Annotated in this window: 23 protein-coding genes; 19 read left to right on the forward strand and 4 right to left on the reverse strand. The window is 35.2% G+C overall.

Annotated features, from left to right (window positions below; translation table 11 throughout):
* The first annotated feature begins 75 nt into the window (after nt 1-75).
* From QWY99_RS02505 to QWY99_RS02595, 19 genes are all read left to right on the forward strand, one after another.
* On the forward strand, nt 76-1,008 hold the full coding sequence (locus tag QWY99_RS02505) for a beta-1,6-N-acetylglucosaminyltransferase (RefSeq protein ID WP_290260996.1): 933 nt from the start codon (nt 76-78) through the stop codon (nt 1,006-1,008).
* Nucleotides 1,009-1,067: 59 nt separating this feature from the next.
* Nucleotides 1,068-1,988 carry a glycosyltransferase family A protein gene (locus QWY99_RS02510; protein WP_290265291.1) on the forward strand — a complete coding sequence of 307 codons (921 nt, stop codon included), beginning with the start codon at nt 1,068-1,070 and terminating at the stop codon, nt 1,986-1,988.
* A gap of 6 nt (nt 1,989-1,994) precedes the next feature.
* Entirely contained in the window at nt 1,995-2,930 is a 936-nt protein-coding gene (locus QWY99_RS02515; protein ID WP_290260998.1) for a glycosyltransferase family 2 protein, read from the forward strand.
* A complete protein-coding gene (locus QWY99_RS02520; RefSeq protein WP_290261001.1) occupies nt 2,930-3,562 on the forward strand; it encodes a CatB-related O-acetyltransferase in 633 nt (210 codons plus the stop codon). The genes QWY99_RS02515 and QWY99_RS02520 overlap by 1 nt, the downstream gene beginning before the upstream one ends.
* On the forward strand, nt 3,555-4,232 hold the full coding sequence (locus tag QWY99_RS02525; protein WP_290261003.1) for an acylneuraminate cytidylyltransferase family protein: 678 nt from the start codon (nt 3,555-3,557) through the stop codon (nt 4,230-4,232). Before QWY99_RS02520 ends, QWY99_RS02525 begins: the two co-directional genes overlap by 8 nt.
* Nucleotides 4,229-5,269, forward strand: coding sequence for an N-acetylneuraminate synthase family protein (locus QWY99_RS02530; RefSeq protein ID WP_290261005.1), 1,041 nt, complete (start codon nt 4,229-4,231; stop codon nt 5,267-5,269). The genes QWY99_RS02525 and QWY99_RS02530 overlap by 4 nt, the downstream gene beginning before the upstream one ends.
* Nucleotides 5,262-6,395 (forward strand): UDP-N-acetylglucosamine 2-epimerase, encoded by a 1,134-nt coding sequence (gene neuC, locus QWY99_RS02535; RefSeq protein ID WP_290261007.1) that lies wholly within the window; start codon nt 5,262-5,264, stop codon nt 6,393-6,395. Before QWY99_RS02530 ends, neuC begins: the two co-directional genes overlap by 8 nt.
* Before the next feature lie 86 nt (nt 6,396-6,481).
* A complete protein-coding gene (locus QWY99_RS02540) occupies nt 6,482-7,915 on the forward strand; it encodes an MBOAT family O-acyltransferase (RefSeq protein ID WP_290261010.1) in 1,434 nt (477 codons plus the stop codon).
* Nucleotides 7,915-8,793, forward strand: coding sequence for a hypothetical protein (locus QWY99_RS02545; RefSeq protein WP_290261012.1), 879 nt, complete (start codon nt 7,915-7,917; stop codon nt 8,791-8,793). The genes QWY99_RS02540 and QWY99_RS02545 overlap by 1 nt, the downstream gene beginning before the upstream one ends.
* A 259-nt stretch (nt 8,794-9,052) precedes the next feature.
* Nucleotides 9,053-10,303 (forward strand): site-specific integrase, encoded by a 1,251-nt coding sequence (locus QWY99_RS02550; protein WP_019974921.1) that lies wholly within the window; start codon nt 9,053-9,055, stop codon nt 10,301-10,303.
* A gap of 420 nt (nt 10,304-10,723) precedes the next feature.
* Nucleotides 10,724-11,116, forward strand: coding sequence for a single-stranded DNA-binding protein (locus QWY99_RS02555; RefSeq protein ID WP_019974919.1), 393 nt, complete (start codon nt 10,724-10,726; stop codon nt 11,114-11,116).
* 43 nt (nt 11,117-11,159) lie between these two features.
* Nucleotides 11,160-12,233 carry a DUF932 domain-containing protein gene (locus tag QWY99_RS02560; RefSeq protein WP_078674660.1) on the forward strand — a complete coding sequence of 358 codons (1,074 nt, stop codon included), beginning with the start codon at nt 11,160-11,162 and terminating at the stop codon, nt 12,231-12,233.
* A 51-nt stretch (nt 12,234-12,284) separates the two neighbouring features.
* Nucleotides 12,285-12,491 carry a DNA-binding protein gene (locus QWY99_RS02565; protein ID WP_078674659.1) on the forward strand — a complete coding sequence of 69 codons (207 nt, stop codon included), beginning with the start codon at nt 12,285-12,287 and terminating at the stop codon, nt 12,489-12,491.
* A 4-nt stretch (nt 12,492-12,495) separates the two neighbouring features.
* Nucleotides 12,496-12,699, forward strand: a complete 204-nt coding sequence (locus QWY99_RS02570) for a hypothetical protein (protein WP_059333838.1) — start codon at nt 12,496-12,498, stop codon at nt 12,697-12,699.
* Nucleotides 12,700-12,703: 4 nt separating this feature from the next.
* Nucleotides 12,704-13,312, forward strand: a complete 609-nt coding sequence (locus QWY99_RS02575; protein ID WP_059333833.1) for a PRTRC system protein E — start codon at nt 12,704-12,706, stop codon at nt 13,310-13,312.
* An 18-nt stretch (nt 13,313-13,330) separates the two neighbouring features.
* Nucleotides 13,331-13,549: a PRTRC system protein C gene (locus QWY99_RS02580; RefSeq protein ID WP_290261035.1), complete on the forward strand. Its 219-nt coding sequence runs from the start codon at nt 13,331-13,333 to the stop codon at nt 13,547-13,549.
* Between the two features lie 17 nt (nt 13,550-13,566).
* Nucleotides 13,567-14,733 carry a hypothetical protein gene (locus QWY99_RS02585; protein WP_059333831.1) on the forward strand — a complete coding sequence of 389 codons (1,167 nt, stop codon included), beginning with the start codon at nt 13,567-13,569 and terminating at the stop codon, nt 14,731-14,733.
* Nucleotides 14,730-15,449: a PRTRC system protein B gene (locus QWY99_RS02590; protein WP_059333830.1), complete on the forward strand. Its 720-nt coding sequence runs from the start codon at nt 14,730-14,732 to the stop codon at nt 15,447-15,449. Before QWY99_RS02585 ends, QWY99_RS02590 begins: the two co-directional genes overlap by 4 nt.
* Nucleotides 15,449-16,255: a PRTRC system ThiF family protein gene (locus tag QWY99_RS02595; protein ID WP_059333829.1), complete on the forward strand. Its 807-nt coding sequence runs from the start codon at nt 15,449-15,451 to the stop codon at nt 16,253-16,255. Before QWY99_RS02590 ends, QWY99_RS02595 begins: the two co-directional genes overlap by 1 nt.
* A 278-nt stretch (nt 16,256-16,533) precedes the next feature.
* Here QWY99_RS02595 and QWY99_RS02600 read toward each other — a convergent pair whose 3' ends face one another.
* The 4 genes from QWY99_RS02600 to QWY99_RS02615 all read right to left on the reverse strand — a co-directional run bounded on the left by QWY99_RS02600 (nt 16,534) and on the right by QWY99_RS02615 (nt 19,309).
* Nucleotides 16,534-16,983: a response regulator gene (locus tag QWY99_RS02600; RefSeq protein ID WP_290261040.1), complete on the reverse strand. Its 450-nt coding sequence runs from the start codon at nt 16,981-16,983 to the stop codon at nt 16,534-16,536.
* Nucleotides 16,984-17,257: 274 nt separating this feature from the next.
* Nucleotides 17,258-17,557: a helix-turn-helix domain-containing protein gene (locus QWY99_RS02605; protein ID WP_019974910.1), complete on the reverse strand. Its 300-nt coding sequence runs from the start codon at nt 17,555-17,557 to the stop codon at nt 17,258-17,260.
* Nucleotides 17,538-17,849 carry a helix-turn-helix domain-containing protein gene (locus QWY99_RS02610; protein WP_019974909.1) on the reverse strand — a complete coding sequence of 104 codons (312 nt, stop codon included), beginning with the start codon at nt 17,847-17,849 and terminating at the stop codon, nt 17,538-17,540. Before QWY99_RS02610 ends, QWY99_RS02605 begins: the two co-directional genes overlap by 20 nt.
* A gap of 170 nt (nt 17,850-18,019) precedes the next feature.
* Nucleotides 18,020-19,309: a hypothetical protein gene (locus QWY99_RS02615; RefSeq protein WP_059333827.1), complete on the reverse strand. Its 1,290-nt coding sequence runs from the start codon at nt 19,307-19,309 to the stop codon at nt 18,020-18,022.
* Nucleotides 19,310-19,335 lie beyond the last annotated feature (26 nt).

A 19,335-nucleotide genomic window follows, 5' to 3' on the forward strand; every position in this document is an offset into this window, starting at 1 on the left:
TAATAAAAGAGAATTGACTATTATAGGATTATTGAAAAATTAAAAAACGAGTTAATTTCAACGATTACCTACTATATGCAAATAAACTATATAATTTTAGCACATAGATATCCAGAACAATTAAGACGGTTAATTCAGAAATTAACAACTCCTGAATCATTTTTTTATGTTCATATTGATAAAAATGCCTCCATAGATTTATTTGCAAAAGAACTAGTTGACTTACCAAATATAAATTTTGTAGAGGATCGTAAGGAAGGAACATGGGGAGATTTAGGAATTGTAAAAGCTACATTGGATGTTTTAAAACAAATAGTTAGAGATAATAAAGAAGGTTATTGTGTACTTTTGAGTGGGCAAGATTACCCGATTAAGTCAAATGAGAATATTAGATTATATCTCACATCAAATTTTGGAAATGAATTTATTGATATTGTTGCATTGCCAACAAAACATTTATCAATAGATAGAATTGAAAAGTATAAATTTAATTTGTCTTCTAAGAAAGGAGATTTCATTCAGATAGGGTCGATTCTAGAAACCGGATTTTTCACAAAGAAGACATTAAAAAAAAGCTATCGATTAATTATAGCTGGACGTTACGATTTTATTTTAAAAGTTTTAAAAAAAAGAAAATATCCAGATTATATTAAGCCCTATGGTGGAAGTCAATGGTGGGCTTTAACAACACAAACAGCTAAAGAAATAATCCAATTTGTTGATGAACATCCTGATTTTGTAAAATATCATACCTATTCATTACTTCCCGATGAAATGTTTTTTCAATCGATTATTATGTATTTGAAAGAGAAGAAGAGCAAAATTAAAATTATGCCATTTCTCACTTATATTAATTGGGAAAAGAAAAATTGTGATTTGCCAGTTACATTCAGTTCAGCAGATTTTGAAGACTTAATTACACAACCGGATTATAAATTATTTGCTAGAAAATTTGATAGCAGTAGTAGCAAGGAGATTTTAGATAAAATAGATGCTTTTCATTCTTAAAAGAATTAATAAAGATGCGAGTAGGACAAAATCCAGAGAAAAAAGAATCTAGGCAATTGGTGTATAAAAAACACAGGATTATTATCCCCGTTTTTATACCTCAAAGCGAGGATCATTATTATAAAGAATCTTTGGATGTTTTTAAATATTGTATAGAGTCTTTGATTAGAACAATAGATACAAACAATACTGCAATCACTATATTAAACAATAATTCAAACGATGAGGTTCAATGTTTAATTGAAAGTTATTTGGATAAAAAAGTAATAGATAAGTATGTGAAATATGTTGAGAATAAAGGTAAAGTATATGCGATTTTACAAGAAGCAAGAGCTTCCTATGAAGAATTTTTGACTATTGCCGATGCTGATGTGTTTTTTTTAAATAATTGGCAATCAGAAATTCAAAACGTTTTTGAAAAGTTTAAAGAAGTTGGAGTTGTAGGTTTAACACCTGATCCGAATATGGCCTTTTACTGTAATAATTCTATTTTCTCTTCTGAATATTTTAAAATCAAAAATGGAAAAATCGTAGCCGATACCGATTTAGAATTATTTGAAAATAGCATAGGTAATGCAGATTTGTATGTGACAAAAAAAAGAAATTGGAAAGCGGAACACTATTATCTTGAAAAAGATGGCATTAGAGTTGTTGTGGGGGCAAATCATTTCGCATCTACTTACAGAAAAAGAATATTTGAAAAATTACCATTCCAAAAGCCAATTTATGTTTTTCCTGGAGGGGAATTAAATTTCTTGGATATTCCGATAGATAAATTAGGTTATCATAGAGTTTCTTTGCCCAAAGCATTTGCGTATCATATGGGAAACACTATAGACCAAAATTTAGATCTTAGTATTTTAAAAAATGATAGATTAATTGATGGAAAAAAAGCTGATGCTAGAAATCCTACAATTATAGTTCCTTATTTCCTGAAGGGATATTTTGTTAGGCTGATAAGAAAATGTTCTTTTATTTAATTCTATATGAAAAATAAAGTTTCAATAATTATCGCTACTTATAATCGAGCTCATCTTATTCTTGAAACGCTAGAAAGTGTTTGTAACCAAACCTATACTAATTGGGAATGCATAATTGTAGATGATGGTTCTACAGACAATACAGAAAAAATTGTAAATGATTTAGTTTCAAATGACAGTAGATTTAAATTTTTGAATAGGCCATCAGAAAGACCAAAAGGACCTAATGCAGCTCGGAATTTTGGTATTGAGAATTCTACTGGAGAATACGTTTTATCATTAGATTCAGATGATTGGATCTTGCCAGAGCATTTAGAATTAAAAGTTGAGGTTTTTAAAAAAGATCATACAATTGATGGGGTATTGTCAAAAACTATAATGGTTGATAGCAACAAAGTCATAATAAAAAAAGAAGAGCGTACCCGGTTGACAAAAAATATCTTAGAGGATTTTATTTCATTGCGAGTTTCTTGGTATATGCACGATATCATGTGGAGGAAGTCTTTTTTTGAGAATAAGGTTTTATACGACGAGCAGTTACTAAAAATGTTAGACAGAGACTTTCATATAAGGAGATTATCTGAGGAACCTGTATTAGCTTTTATTGATGAGTATTTATCTCTATATCGAATTCATGAAAACTCAAATTCATCCAATAACAATATTAATGTAGCTGAATCACGGCATAATGCAATTATTAAAATTGTAAATGAACTGAATGGAAAAGGAAAACTTTCCAATAATATTAAATTTTATTTATTCAAACATCAAGTGCAAAATTTAGTTATCTTACATAAACATCCGAATTGTATGTCTTTGTATTTTAGATTGATAAAAAAAACATTTATTTTTAGATTTGATTATTTAAAATGGCTCTTGAAGTTGATGATAGGGTATTGTTCGTTTAAAATTATGGGTAGAGGATTATATTTTGTACAGTAATGAAGAAATTTCTAAAGAAAATAATATATAAAATTTTAAACTCCGTTGAGTCAAACGAAAAGTTTGAGTCTTTTGGCTATTCAAGAGGTATTCAAAATGTTGTATTTGAAGGTAAAAACGGAATACCTGATGGATGTAATTTTTCAGGCAGCATACATGTCGGATATGCGACTACTTTAGGCTATAATAATTATGTACATGGAGAGGTAACTATTGGGAAATATTGTCAAATAGGTGCCGATGTAGCCATTTTTACGAAAAATCACCCAACTAATTATATGGCAACATATATTGGCAAGAATCTCTTTAACGGAGAATTAAAACAATTGCGAGAGGAGAATAAAATAATAATAGGCAACGACGTTTGGATTGGACATGGGGTTATTATAGTTGGAAATGTAATTATTGGTAATGGTGCGGTTTTAGCCGCTGGTTGTGTTGTAACAAAAAATGTTGAGCCCTATTCTGTAGTCGGTGGGATACCTGCTAGATTACTGCACAAACGTTTCTCTGATACAATAATTAAAGAAATTGAAGATTTGAAATGGTGGGATAAAAATGAGGCTGAAATAGAAAAATTGAAGCCGTTGTTTTTTAAGAAATTCACAAATACAAATAGTATCTATGAGTAAAACGATCGCTATAATTCCAGCTCGAGGAGGGTCAAAACGAATACCCGAGAAAAATATTCAAATCTTTGGAGGGCTACCGTTACTAGTGCATTCTATTTTATATGCGCAAAAGAATAGTGACATTATAGATGAAATATATGTTTCAACAGATAACAATGATATAAAAAATATTGCACTGCAATACGGCGCCAAAGTTATTGATAGACCAGCATCGATTTCGGGTGATCTAGAACCTACTATTACAGCATTAAAACATGCTTTGGAATGTATAGATAATGATGCTATAGAAAACGTAATTTTATTGCAACCCACAAACCCATTGCGACCACAAAATTTACTGAAGGAAACATTTGCCCTTTATCAAAATGAAAATTTAGATAGTTTATTTACCGTCTCAAGAAATCATCAAAAATTCGGAAAAATAGCAGCAAATAAATTTGTTCCATTTAATTATACAATTGGACAACGAAGTCAGGATTTAGACCCAATTTTTTCAGAAAACGGATTATTATATATTACTAAAGCTTCTTTGATTTTTAAAAATATTATCATCTCCGAAAATGCTTGTCCCTATGTAGTAAATCATGCTTTTGCCAATGTCGATATTGACTTGCCAGAAGATCTAGATTATGCAGAATACCTTTTTCAAAAAAACGTCCCATATTTATGAAGCCATATATAGAAATTGCTGGAAGGAAAATAGGAGCAGATTTTCCACCTTTAGTTATTGCAGAAATTGGAATTAATCACGAAGGGTCTTTGCAAGTAGCCAAAGAAATGGTTGACGCAGCTTGTAGAGCTGGAGTCGAAGTAGTAAAGCATCAAACGCATATTGTAGAAGATGAAATGAGTGGTGCTGCAAAAAAAGTGATTCCAGGCAATGCAACTGTTTCGATTTATGAAATTATGGAACGATGCTCATTGAACGAAGCTGATGAACTCGAACTTAAAAATTATGTTGAACATAAAGGAATGATTTTTATATCAACGCCTTTTTCCCGAGCAGCAGCCGAGCGATTGAAGAAATTTGATGTTCCCGCTTATAAGGTCGGCTCTGGCGAATGTAATAATTATCCATTATTAGAGCATATTGCTTCATTTGGAAAACCTGTAATATTAAGTACCGGTATGAATACGATCGAAAGCGTTCAAAAAGCTGTAGCAATTTTTGATAAGCATGCTATTCCTGTAGTGCTATTGCATACTACAAATTTATACCCAACGCCTGCACATTTAGTTCGTTTTGGTGGTATGATAGAATTAAATCAGGCATTTCCAGATAAGGTATTTGGTTTAAGCGATCATACCTTAAATAACAATGCTTGTTTAGGTGCTGTAGCATTAGGGGCAAGTGTTTTAGAAAGGCATTTTACAGATCATATGCAACGTGTTGGTCCAGATATTATTTGTAGTATGGACGAAAAAAAATGTCAGGAATTAATTGTTTCATCCGCAGAGATCGCTTTAATGCGTGGAGGTACAAAAAAACCTGCACAAGAAGAACAAGTAACAATTGACTTCGCTTTTGCAACTGTCTGCACAATAGTTCCAATAAAAAAAGGAGAAAAATTATCAAAAGAAAATATTTGGGTAAAACGCCCAGGAACTGGTAAAATCTTAGCTGTACATTTCAATGATTTAATCGGCAAAGTAGCAACAAGAGCTATTGATAATGATGAGCAATTAGATTATAGCGATTTTGAGTAGTTCCATAAAAAAAATACTCTTCCTAACGGGAACGCGAGCAGATTTTGGTAAAATAAAATCATTAATTTCAATTTTGGAAGACCAACCAGAATTTGAAGCTTTTGTCTTTGTTACAGGAATGCATCTACAAGAAATTTATGGATATACATTGATTGAAATTGAGCGTTGTAATTTTAAAAATGTTTATACATTCGAGAATCATACTCACGAAACAACAATGGATTTAACATTAGCCAAAACGATTGAAGGGCTGTCTAATTATTGTAAAAACATAAAACCTGATATGATTGTTGTACATGGAGATCGTGTCGAAACGCTTGCAGGTGCTATTGTAGGATCATTAAATAATATTCTTGTTGCTCATATTGAAGGAGGAGAATTATCGGGAACTGTAGATGAATTAATCAGACATAGTGTTAGTAAACTAAGTCATATACATTTTGTTTCGAATACAGAAGCAGCGAAAAGACTCATCCAAATGGGAGAAATTTCGGAATCTGTTTTTACAATTGGATCCCCAGACATTGATGTTATGTTTTCGAATACGCTTCCAACCTTAAACACAGTTAAAGAATATTATCAAATTTCGTTTGATAATTTTGCGCTTGTAATGTTTCATCCTGTAACTACAGAATTTCAAGTTATGCAGCAGGCAGCGAAAGCTTTTGTTGATTGTCTGTTAGAAGACCATCGTAATTATGTCGTTATTTTTCCAAATAATGATTTGGGAAGTCAATTTATTCTTGATGAATTTAAAAGATTGAAGCAAAACACAAGATTCAGGATTTTTCCATCGCTTCGTTTTGAGTATTTTTTAACCCTATTAAAAAACAGTCAGTTTATTATAGGTAATAGCAGCGCCGGAATTCGTGAAGCCCCTTATTACGGGATTCCAATTATTAATGTGGGTACTCGACAGCAAAATAGAGCAGTGCATACAGCTATCATCAATACAGACTATTCTGTGGTAAATATAAAAGAGGCACTTTCTATTATAAGTTCACATAAAGTTAAAGTAACAACAACTGATTTTGGTCAAGGAAATAGCAAAAAAATGTTTTTAGATTCGCTAAAGAAAAACGATATTTGGCAGCTCAATCATCAGAAGAAATTTAAAGATATTTAACGGAATAAAATTCAAGTTTTTTAGAATTAAAAAAATCGAAATCTATGTTGCAAAGCCTGATGTTCATTAATATCATTATATAATTTATGTTTTTTAATTCCTTAGCGTTTACTGTTTTTTTACCAATCGTTTTCTTCTTGTATTGGTTTGTTTTCAATAAAACAAAAAGTTCACAAAATGCTTTATTAATTGTTGCGAGTTATTATTTCTACTCTTGTTGGGATTGGAGATTTCTATTTCTTTTGGTTTTTTCTACCTTTTTGGATTATTATACTGGAATTCAAATAGAAAAAGGAAAATCAGAAAAGAGTAGAAAATTCTGGTTTTGGTTGAGTATTATAATCAACTTAGGCTTTTTAGGAATTTTTAAATATTACAATTTCTTTGCAGCTTCTTTCTCTGATTTACTAAATTCGGTGGGAGTAAAGGCAAGTCCTATTTTATTAGATGTAATTCTGCCAGTAGGAATTTCGTTCTATACTTTTCATGGATTATCCTATGTGATTGATATCTATTATAAAAGAATAAAAGCCGAATATAACTTTGTAGATTACTCTTTGTTTGTGAGTTATTTTCCGCTATTAGTTGCAGGACCAATAGAAAGGGCCACTCACTTATTACCTCAAGTAAAAGTAAAACGAGAATTTAATTCTGAGTTGGCTAAAGAAGGTGTATATCAAATCATTTGGGGATTAGTCAAAAAAGTTGTTATTGCAGATACTTGTGCGACTTATGCCAATGCTATCTTCGATAATTATCCTTCAATGAATTCCTTCTCGCTTATTTTAGGCGCAGTATATTTTGCATTTCAAATCTATGGAGATTTCTCTGGATATTCAGATATTGCACTAGGGGTTTCTAAGCTCTTTGGTTTAGATTTACTTCGAAACTTTAATTATCCTTATTTTTCTAGAGATATTGCCGAGTTTTGGCGTCGTTGGCACATTTCACTTTCTTCTTGGTTTCGGGATTATTTGTACATTCCATTAGGAGGAAGCAAAGGAGGAATTTGGATGAAAATCAGAAATACTTTCATTATTTTTATAGTAAGCGGATTTTGGCATGGAGCCAATTGGACTTATGTTGCTTGGGGACTTATTAACGCCATTTATTTCTTGCCTTTACTATTATCAAGCAGTAATAGAAACAACATGGGCGCTATTGAATTAAAATTTAATTTTGATTCTGTCAGAGTAATTATGAGTATTTTGTATACTTTCTTACTGACCTGCGTTGCGTGGGTGTTCTTTAGAGCGAAATCCATTTCTGATGCGGTTTTATATCTGAAAAGAATAATTACAGATGGAAGTTTTAAAGCTCAATATTTATCGAATGAACGTTATAATTATGAGTTATTAGTACTGATTGGTATATTCGTTTTAGTCGAATGGAACAATCGTAATAAAATAGAACCCTTATCAGGGAAAAGAAGCATGTTGAAATTAGCTTTAGCGATAACAGCAATAATTGCATTCGGAACCTACTCAGATTATAAAGAATTTATATATTTTCAGTTTTAATGAAGAATTTTTTAGTTTATACAGCAAAAATTTTGGCCATAATTATTTTGGTTTCAGTAATTTTAGATGGGCTTTATACGTATGTTTTTTTACAGTCTAAGAATAGAGGAAAGATCGAGACCGTTTTTAACTCTAAAGCAAAAAAATATGATGTAGTGATTTTAGGTTCTTCTCGTGCCAATAATCATTTTGTAACACAAATGCTTGAGGATAAGGGACTAAGAGCTTTTAATTATGGAATGAGTGGCGGGCATTTGTTTGAGGCTTCATTAATGCTAAAATTAATGCTTGAAAGAAAATATGTTATTAAAAATGTAATTTTAGAAGCAGATTTGAATTTGTCAAATGATGAAGAAGCAGAAGGTGTTGCAACTAAATTTTTGCCTTATATTCGTAATTCAGAGGTTATAAAAGAACATTTTTCATCACAAGAAAATTTTAATGAGTTATATTATATCCCATTTTATAGATATGTAAAGTACGATGGTAAGATTGGATTTAGAGAAGTTTTTTATACAATTATTGGCGCTAAAACAAATGCTTTAGACAATCTAGGATATTATCCATTAGGAAAATATAAAAATGGGAATATGAAAAATAATATTGTTAATCTAAACCCTTTGCCTCGTAATAAATATTATGAAGAAATTAAAAATATTTGTAAAGCCAATAACATCAACTTTATAGCTGTAATGACACCTATGTGTGAAAATGTTAAAGGAATGGAATATTTTGATAAAGTAAAAAAAGCATATCCTGAAATTCATAATTATGAAAACGTAGTTGTAGAGGATAAGTATTTTTCATCCTGTGGACACATGAATGATGCAGGTGCTAAAATTTTTACTGCTAGAATCTTGAATGATTTTTTTCTTTAAAAAAGATTAGTAAAAAGCAAAAATAAGCAAAACGATTAAACCCGTTGCTATACAATGCTTTATAAAACAGTAGTCTTAGTTTGGAACTCGGTGTCTGATAGGTTTTGGTCGTGAAAACACAAGGTTAGGTTACTAATTCGTTACCGATTGATAACGGTAATGACATAGCTTAACTGATTATATTTCAGTCTTTTGCACCCATTTTTATATTCCCTTGTAACTCAATGTAATTTAATTTTAAACATTAAACATTTGAGTTATGGAACAGACAAAAAAGTCCACGTTCAAACTGCTTTTCTACCTGAAAAAGAACGAACTGAAAAAGAACGGTAATGCACCAATTATGGCACGTATTACCATTGATGGAACACCTAAAACTTTCGGAACAAAGTTAGAAATCAATCCTAATAATTGGGATTTAAAATACGGAAGAGTTGAGGGAAAGAGTGCCACCGCTTTGAGCGTTAACCAAAAATTGGATAACATACGTGGACGTATCGACAAGATTTACGAAGATATGCTGAAGCACGAGGGGTTTGCAACCGCCCAAAAAGTAAAGCTCTCGTTTTTAGGTGTTGGTGTAATGGAAGATGCCGTACTAAAAGTCTTTAAAGACCAAAACGAAGACTTTGAAAAAATGGTCGCTAAGGGAAAACGCTCTCAAAGCACATATAGCAAGTACAACACTGTTTACAATCACCTTAGCGAATTTATAAGGGAGCGTTACCATCGTGACGATATGGCTTTCCGAGAACTCACTTCTGATTTTATCCGTGAGTTTGATTTCTTTCTTCGCATTGATAAGGAATGTACCCATAATACGGTTTGGGTTTACACAATGCCAGTTATTGCTTTGGCAGAATTGGCTATCAAGAAAGGCTTGATACGGGATAATCCTTTTGAAGATTATGAAATCAGTATGGAAGAAACCGACCGCAGCTACCTTTTAAAAGAGGATGTGGAAACTTTAATGCTCCTGAAACCATCTAAGCCCCGATATGAACTTGTAAAAGACCTTTTTATTTTCAGTTGCTTTACAGGGCTTTCTTACATTGATATTAAGAAACTGAAATGGAGCAATATCCAGTCTTTCTTTGATGGACACCAATGGATAATCAGCAGGAGGAAGAAATCAGATGTTGCCTCCAACGTCCGTCTTTTGGAAATCCCCAAACGCATCATTGAGAAATATCGTGGAGTTACAAGAAATGATTTTGTATTCCCAATGCCATCCAATGCGACTTGCAACACGCATATAGGTAAACTTATTGAGGAAGCGAGTATTGTTACAGAACAGAAAGTTACATTCCACACCGCCCGTCACACATTCGCCACAATGTTTTTGACCGAGGGCGTACCGCTTGAAAGTCTTAGCAAAATGATGGGGCATAAAAATATTTCCACCACACAGATTTACGCCAAAATCACAAGCCAAAAAATCAGTAAGGATATGGATTTAGTTGCCCCAAAATTTCAGGCTATGGAAGAAGCATTTTTAGCCGCAATCTGATTAACTTTTATTACTTCACAACACAGCAGAACTTAACGGTTCTGCTTTTTTTATGCCCTTACTTTTCGATTATTCCAACCTCTATTTCAGGCTCTCATAGCCTGGTCATTTATTCCATAAAAATTAGAACAGAATATTTCCACAATCAACCGGTAAAAAGGCAGCTAAGTTATAGCGGGCAGCCACCGCACCCACCCACCAATAAAAAAAATGAATGAACGGTTTCCCCCTAAAGGAACCCCCATTAAATCATTTTTTTTCTTGGTCTTCGCTGTTGCCCGCTTGGATTATCTGCTTTCTTTTTTCCGGTTTTTCTTTTGGAAAAAATTATGCGAAGCGAAGCGGAGCAAACCACAACAGGAAGCAGGAAACGAGAAAAGCGAACGTAACAAAATGTAAAACTTTTAAAACAGGACGATTATGAACATCACAGGAAGACTGACAAGGGATGCGGAAGTACGCACAACGTCAAACGGAAAACAAGTAGTAAACTTTTCAGTAGCGGTAAACGACAGCTACAAAACCAAACAGGGCGAACGAGTGGAACAAACCGCCTATTTCGACTGCTCATATTGGAGAACCCCGAACGCAGTGAAGATACTCACTAAAGGTCTATTGGTAGAACTGACTGGCAGGGTAAGCACAAGAGCGTGGGTAGGCAAAGACGGAGAAGCAAAGGCAGGTTTGAACTTTCATACCTCCGACTTCAAACCGCTTGCAGGAGGCAGGAGAGCCGAAACCGTACAGGCTACTGCACAATCTGAAAGTAACGGATTTACAACACAGGGAGTAGATGACGACCTCCCATTTTAACAACGAGTATTCAATCATTTTTTAACATCAAATTTTAAGTATTATGGCACATAATATCAATTTCAACGAGAGAACAGGACGTTATTCATTTTTCAGCGTTCAGCAAAAAGCGTGGCACAACTTGGGACAAATCGTGGAGCAATACCCGACAAGCGAGGAAGCTATCAAATACGCAGGGTTAGATTACGAAGTCGTAAAATCTCCACTATTTACCAAAGGTTCGGGCATTATCGAAACTGCCAACGGCATAGAGATAGGCAGTAGCGAATTAGAAGTACCCAACTATTTCGCCAACATACGCACCGATAACAATGCAGTATTGGGCGTAGTCGGCAAGGATTACCACATTGTACAGAACCGTGAAGCCTTTAATTTCTTTGATGCGATTGTAGGCGGTGGCGAGGGCATTCTGTACGAAACCGCAGGAGCGTTAGGCAACGGAGAACGTATTTTTATCACAGCCAAATTGCCCGACTATATCCGAGTAGGTAAAGGGGATGACGTTACGGAAAAGTACATTTTCCTAACCACTTCGCACGATGGTAGCGGAAGTATCACAGCCGCATTTACACCTATCAGAATTGTTTGTCAAAATACCTTAAACGCTTCGTTACGCAGTATGACCAATGTTGTCCGTATCAAGCACACTTCGGGGGCAAAACAACGTATCGAGAACGCTCACAAGATTATGGGACTTGCCAACACATTGAGCAACCAATTAGAGGGCATTTTCAACGAATGGGCAAAAGTAAAGGTATCAGACCGAGAGGTAAGAAAGCTAATACAGTTGGCACTTTGCCCAAACAAGGAAACGCTTGACCTCATCAAAAAAGGTGCGGAAGATGAAATTTCCACTGTGTTCAAAAATGTCGTTGAGGATGCTTTTGCGTATGCAATGATAAGCGATACACAGCAAATGGACACTACCAAAGGCACATTGTTCGGAGCGTACAACGCTGTTACAGGCTACTATCAGAACGTAAGAAATTATAAGAACGATGAAGCCAAGTTGCAGAGCATTGTATTGGGTGGTACTGCCCAACTCAAATCACAAAAAGCATTTGAATTGTGTAGTGGTTTTGCCTTAGATGGTGCGGAAATCCTAAACCTTAATTAAATAACAACAGGCTACCGCCTTAATCGGTGGTAGCCTTATAAAACAACGGATATGAAAGCAAAAACAATAGAGGAAGCAAAAAGTATGGCTAAAGACAAGAGCCTTGAAACGCAATACAGGGATGAAGCTATTTACATCATCTATTGCAGTAGAACCGAGTATTTCTATGTAGATACCGACAGCCTAATACGACTTTGGGAACAGCTATTTGGCTATTATGAAAATGGATTTTATACCGCTGAAAAATCACACTCATAAAGCTATGCAAGTAACAGATTTGAACAGTTGCCCCATTGAAATAACAAACCTCAAAGAAGCCATCAAAATAGCAAGGCAATACAAAGAATACCGCCACGAGGATAAAAGTTTCTCCGAGTTCGATAAAAGGAAAAAAGTCTATTGGGCAGATATGTACGAGAAACTAAAAGCAATAAAAAAACGATTAGACGAAACTTTAAAATTTTAGAACAATGAACACAAATTTTTTCAATCAGATACAGCAGTTGGACTTTACAGGAGTTTTACAACTGAACATTTCAAAAGGAATAGAAAGCAACTTAATTGTAACTGTATTGCTCAACAACGAAGAATGCGGAGATAGTGCCAAAAACGGTATTCCCCCATTGACCTTTAATGCCACGCCCCAAGAGTTTGACGAGGGATTTTTTGAACAGATAACAACACCTATACAAAAGGTATCGGGCTTAATGGTGGATATGGAAAAATTCCTAAAGCAATTGGAAGAAGTTAAAAAGCATTCCGCAATAGAAAAGGAAAAAGCCGAGAAAGCCAAAAAGGAGAAAGAAGCCAAAGACAAGAAGTTTAAAGATGCTATGGCAAAGGCTGACGAGTTGGAGAAAGAGGGCAAATTCCGTGAAGCGTGGATAAAAGTACCCGATATAACGGAGTTCCCCGAAAAAGCGGACGAGATACGCAAACGTAAAACATCATTGTCCGACAAGTTTGCCACACCAAGCCTTTTCGGAGCAATGGAAGAAGCAAAACCCGAACCGCAAAAAGAGGAAGAAGTTACTGCCGATTATCCTATTGATGAAGCGGACGAAGAAGAACAGTATTAACACTTAAAAACGACCATTATGTTATTAGCAACCCAATTAGAGCGAGTATTTATCCTCAATGATACAGGACAGGACATCAGATTGACCGACCCAGAACCACGTTGGAGCGTGGAAGCCGTAATGAATTTTTACGCCAATATGTACCCGATTTTGACAACAGCAAAAGCATCCGCACCGCAAATCAAAGATGATGTGGTAGAGTACAAATTTGAAAGCGTAATGGGTACGAAAGGTTAAACAAAAATTATAAAACGATGAATTATGCAACGCAATATCATATCGGGAATTATCAGCATACCCGAACAGAAACGACAACAACAGTTACACCGACAGTTGGGCGGGTTCGCAAATTGGCTACAAAGACCAAAGGACGCAAACCAAGTGCAGAAAGACAAGCAGAAATCCGTACCGATAGCAATGCTACCAATGGTATTCTAAAGTGTACGTTTCTGCCTAAACTGAAAACAGCACAATCCGTACAGGCTTGTCAGAAAACGGAGAGGGATTTTTACAAGTCCCTTTCCCGACTTGCCGAACATTACAGCATTGAGCCAATGCAGACCCAAGATTTTGATTTTCCCTACAATATGGCATTGGCTATGTGGGATGTGGAAACCAAAGTAAAACGTACCAATATCAATTGGGATAGTTTCAAATTGCTACAGGACAGTAAGAAAACCTACTTCACAAGTGAGGAACGATACAATACAGGCACAACCTTGTATTATATTCCTATTGCACCACTCTTTAAAATGCTCAAAGACCCGAAGCGTAAAAAGACTGCACAGCTTTTAATATCAGTATGCAGTTATCTGTACCATATTGCCGATGTACCGTATTACAGGCAAGAAGACAGCTATTTGTATTGGCTATATGAAACGCATAAAGATTGGGTAGAACAGGACGAAGAAACGGGCGAAACCGAAACGTATAAAAGTGAGTTAAGAAATGCAGAATATATTGGCGATAATATAGAACAGAAGCTATTTAACCGTATCAATTTAAAGGTATTTGAACAGCGTTTGAGCCGATTTAAAAGCGTTGATATATTCGACAGGAAATGTTGGCAGATAGCTTGTAATGCCTTTGCCCTTTATACGGAATATCCGAACGCACCCATTTTCAGAAATGCACCATTGCCCGAAGAAGACCCCTATAATGATGATTACGAAACCGAAGCAATCGGAATGGAAAAGTATATCTCTTTTATTTCCGATACCAAAGGTTGGTTATATGAAAGCCTTAAAGACAGCATCAACAACGAGTTTAACGAGTGCGGAGTATTGGAAGAACCGACCATTTGCAAATCCTTTGACGGCAGTAAAACAAAGACAAATAACCTCGATTTTGAGAACCGTCTGTTTGCCGTATTGGACGACCTCTGTACCCTATTGTATGACTATAAAACAACAGAAAAATGAACACCGTAAACGACATAACCAAAGATTTCGGTACATTGTATTATCCAAAATCCGCTTTGGTATTCTACGAAACCAAAGGCACAGATACAGCAATGTACGTGGAGCATTTCGATATGGATAGCAACGGAACGCCTACCAATGCCCACCCATTGACAGTAAAAGAAGCCAACGTATTGGCAAAGGCTTTACAGACCGATGAAGAAAAGAACACAGCTTTTTTAAAGCCAAATGGAATTTTGCCGACCAATATTCTGCATATCAGTCCGAGCGAAAAAGGTACGGTGCTATGGTACACGAAAGCACAGCAAAGACAACTGTATTTTGTAGATAGTTTGGGCATACCCAACGGAAAGGCACAAGTACCACCAATGCTTTGGTTAGCGAGCAAAAGCAGTCTTACTGTATTTGCTTTGGCAAGCGACAGAAGACCTACCGAGAAAACGCCATTGCATTACGTCCCATTTTTCAATATCTACGAAAAGGGCAACGTATGTATGGGTACTGTTAGTATTGACATTAAAAATTCGGCTTCGGTTGAGGAATTTACCCGCGCGTGGGAACATTATTTTTTCAATTCCTATTTCAGCCATTCATTATGCGAAAACTTGACGAAAAAAAACATTGTAAACCTTTGGAAAGACCTTATCAGCACAGATAAACCCTTTCCGAAAGAAGTATTAAAAAAGAATAACAAAACCCTTAAAAATCTATTGTGATGAATACAGCAAAAACAGCAATCCATTTTACGGACAATTATCTGCTCAATCCGACCAATCCGATTTCGGTAAACCTTATCGGAGCAGGTGGCACAGGCTCTAAGGTACTGACCGCTTTAATGGAAATTAACGAGAGCTTGATAGCATTAGGACACGCAGGGTTGCAAGTCCGCCTTTGGGACGATGATGTTATCACGAATGCCAATTTAGGCAGACAGCGATTTTTTGAATGCGAAACAGGATTGCATAAATCCGTTGCTCTGATAAACCGTATCAATCGTTGCATCGGTACAAATTGGAAAGCCGAAACGGTAAAATTTGAAAAGGATAAGTTTGGCAGAATGCCCGAAAAAGCAAGGGCAATCATTACTATTACTTGTGTGGATAATGTACAGGCAAGATTTGGTGTTGCTGAAATTCTTAAAGAAATAAGTTACCGCAGACACTACCAAGATGAACCAAAATATTGGTTGGATTTTGGCAACAGCCAAGATACAGGACAAGTGCTACTATCTACTATCGGAGAGATAAAGCAACCCAATTCAGAGAAATACCAAACGGTGGCAAGCCTGCCATTTGTTACCGATGAATTTGGCGAATTGCTGAAGCAATCCGAACAAGAGGACAACACGCCAAGTTGCTCACTTGCCGAAGCGTTGGAACACCAGGACTTGTTTATCAATTCATCATTGACACAAATGGGTTGTTCCTTGTTGTGGAACTTGTTCCGCAGGGGAATGACCGAATACAAAGGATTTTTTCACAATCTGAAAGACTTCCGCACCCACCCGATAAAAGTCGCCTGACCCGAAAAGTCGGGCGGCAAAAAGACAGATCCTCCCGATGGTCGGGGCAGTCTTTTTGCATCAAATCGGTGCAACCCCTTTGTTAAAATGCACTCCTGCGCAATTCCCTTTCCTTACATTTTACCAAACAGGTTGCGACATTATTGTATGGGATATTCATTATCCCAATGATTAGGTATGCAGTGACTTCTTTTCTTTTCACATAAGCGACCAAAGAAAAGAAGCAAAAGAACGCCGCTTGATTAGAACAGATATTTTACACTATTATAATTGGAACGTTACTTATTGCTGAAATATTCCTGTGTAATTTCCGCTACTCCCACACTAAAATATCTATCGCCATTGGTAACAACATCAATAGCTTTTTTAAAATCGTCCACATCACTACCTATGAGCAGATAACCTGCAAAACCGATTTCTAAAAGAGATTTTACGGCTTTTTCTGCATCAATATCACTATGTGCAATCAGTTTAATGGTTGGATATTGTGTTCTCAATTCTTGAAGCTGTGCCAGCACATTCTTATTGTAAAAATCAAGGTCAATAATACAAACGTTGGGGAGTGTTTTTAATGCTGATAATTGGGATAGTCCGTCTTCAATGTTTTCAGAGCGGAACGATACTTCAATTCCTGAAGCAGCGAGGTCGTTGCAGGTCAAATCCAAAATCGGGCTTTTATCATTGATAAAGGCGAGGGTAATTTTTTTTTGTGCTGTACCAGTTTCCATATCATTACTTTTTTGAGTTGATGTAGCCCTGCACAAAAAAAAGAAGCGCAGGCAACCACACTTACCGATACTGAGGCACTGGTACGCCTTAATCCCCGAATAAGCGAGCGCCCACGCCTATGACGTGAGCGTTCTTACTTATTGTCTTGGGGATACAAAAAATTACCAGTTTTCAGTACCAAGACCTAAAGCAAAAACACTTTAAGTATTGTTATATTTTACATAGCAAATATACTAAAGTCCTTCCGTTGAAACATAGTCAGAACAAAATTAATTACAAGCAATGTCTGTCATTGGCTATATAGTTCTGTTCTAAGACGGTCAGAATATCACTTTCCTTATAGATTATCTTGCCCCCAATTTGTATAAACGGCAGGATATTATCGTCACGGTATTGCTGTAAAGTCCGTTTGCTGATATGGAGCAGCTTGCATACATCTTCGCCCGACAAGTATATTTCTCCGTTCATTACAGGACGGTAGTTTTTCAATATTTCTTCAATACGGTTTCTCAACTGCATTATCATTTCCTGATGGGCGATGATTTCTTCCGTTTCATTCGTCAGTAAATCCATTGTCGTTGGTATTGTACGGCTGTCCGGCTTCGAGTAAAGCCTGTACGTCCGAGCGTTTATAATAATTCTTGCGGTTCAGTTTGGAATATGGCAATAAGCCTTTGTCCTTATAGGTCTGCAAAGTCCGTTTGGTAATGTTCATCATCAAACACACTTCCTGGTTGTCGAGCCATTGCTCTTCTTTGAAAATCGGCGTGTATTTCCGTACAGCATTTTCGGTCATTTCCAAAATTTCCCTTAGCTCATTTTTCATTCCGTCCAATGCGGATTTTTGTATTGCGATAACTTCCATTTTTTGCTCATTTTTTCTGTGGAAGTCGAAGATATTAAGGGGTGTTACAGGGTTGGAAAATGTAGTATTGATTGGCGTTGAAAGGTAGTGTTTGGCGGTTTACTACCTCTGTAAACAAAAAATCGGATAACCTTTTGGCTATCCGATTTGATATTGCTTATTCACAATATTTAAGCAAAGTATTTTTTTAATTTCTCTGGTATCTCTACATTATCAGTTTGCAAAATATTTTTATATTCAATGGTAATGGTACTACCATCAATAAATATATTATTAAATCTTTCCAATAACCAATCAGAATTATCTCGTTGATTATAGTGCTCAACTAATCTCATAATTATATCCTTATCGGACGGGCAATTTTTGATTATTCCGGAAATAATATCAGCTCTATCGTTTACCCATAAATATGACTTATACCCAATAAAACTAATGTTGTTTAAAATCACTTGTTTAAAAGTATCTAAGATGCCATTTCCTGATAATATCTGATGCTCATTGATGGTTGGAGAATATTCTCTTATAGCATTTAATATAGTTTTATTTGCTTCTGCTATTTCATTTTGTGGGATTAAACCATTTCTTAAAAAAGAAGTATATAATCCTAAAATGTTGTTGCAAGAAGTTAATTGTGTTTTCCAAAATTTTCGGACTTCTTCCTCATTAAAATTAAAGCTCAAAATTTTATCAGGATGGTTCGACAGAAAGTCTTTTAAATAATACTTATTGGCTTTGACAATAGCAATCAAACTATCGTTTACAAAACCTTTATTTACCTCTAAACTTTTACTAATTAGTTCCTGTTTCCTTATAGATAAGTCGAAATCCCATTCTCCATTATTTAATAATGCTTCCCAAAAATGTTTCAATTTTGACCTTTCTACTGAAAATTCAATCTCTTGAATTAATGGAGAAATGTCTTTATCCGGTGGAGTAATAGTTGGGTCAAAATGTTTATGAATTTTATTTATCAGAGATTGCATTCCACCCTCTATTGTTATTTTGGACATATTACTCTCTATAAATGCCCAAAAAGCCTCAATATGAAAAGTGTCTATAATATTATCCTTGTAATGAGCGCAGTCATTCCTTCTATCTTTCCAATATTTTATTTGTAATCGTAGATTGTCATTAAGGTTAAATATTGGGTCTTTAGTGCGTTCTTTTGTAGTCTGGTCAGTTTTTTCTTGTTGTTGAGTTGAATCAAATACACTTGCTTCCCACAAGTCTTCATTTTGTAATTTTGAGATTATTTTGTCCCATTCCCCTTGGGGAAATAAGTTTGGTTTAGTTCCTCCAATTATTCTTTCCTTCAGTATCGTCAGAAAAGCCAAATATGAAAATAATAATGAGGCTCTATTCGCTCCAGCTTTATAGCAAGTAACGGCATCTGTAAATAGTACATTTACATCTTCTGAAAAATTATTATTATCAATCCAATTTTCAATTCGTAGTTTCATTCAAATTATATTTTGCCTAAAGCTGT

It is taken from the genome of Flavobacterium branchiarum (assembly GCF_030409845.1).
GTDB lineage: Bacteria > Bacteroidota > Bacteroidia > Flavobacteriales > Flavobacteriaceae > Flavobacterium > Flavobacterium branchiarum.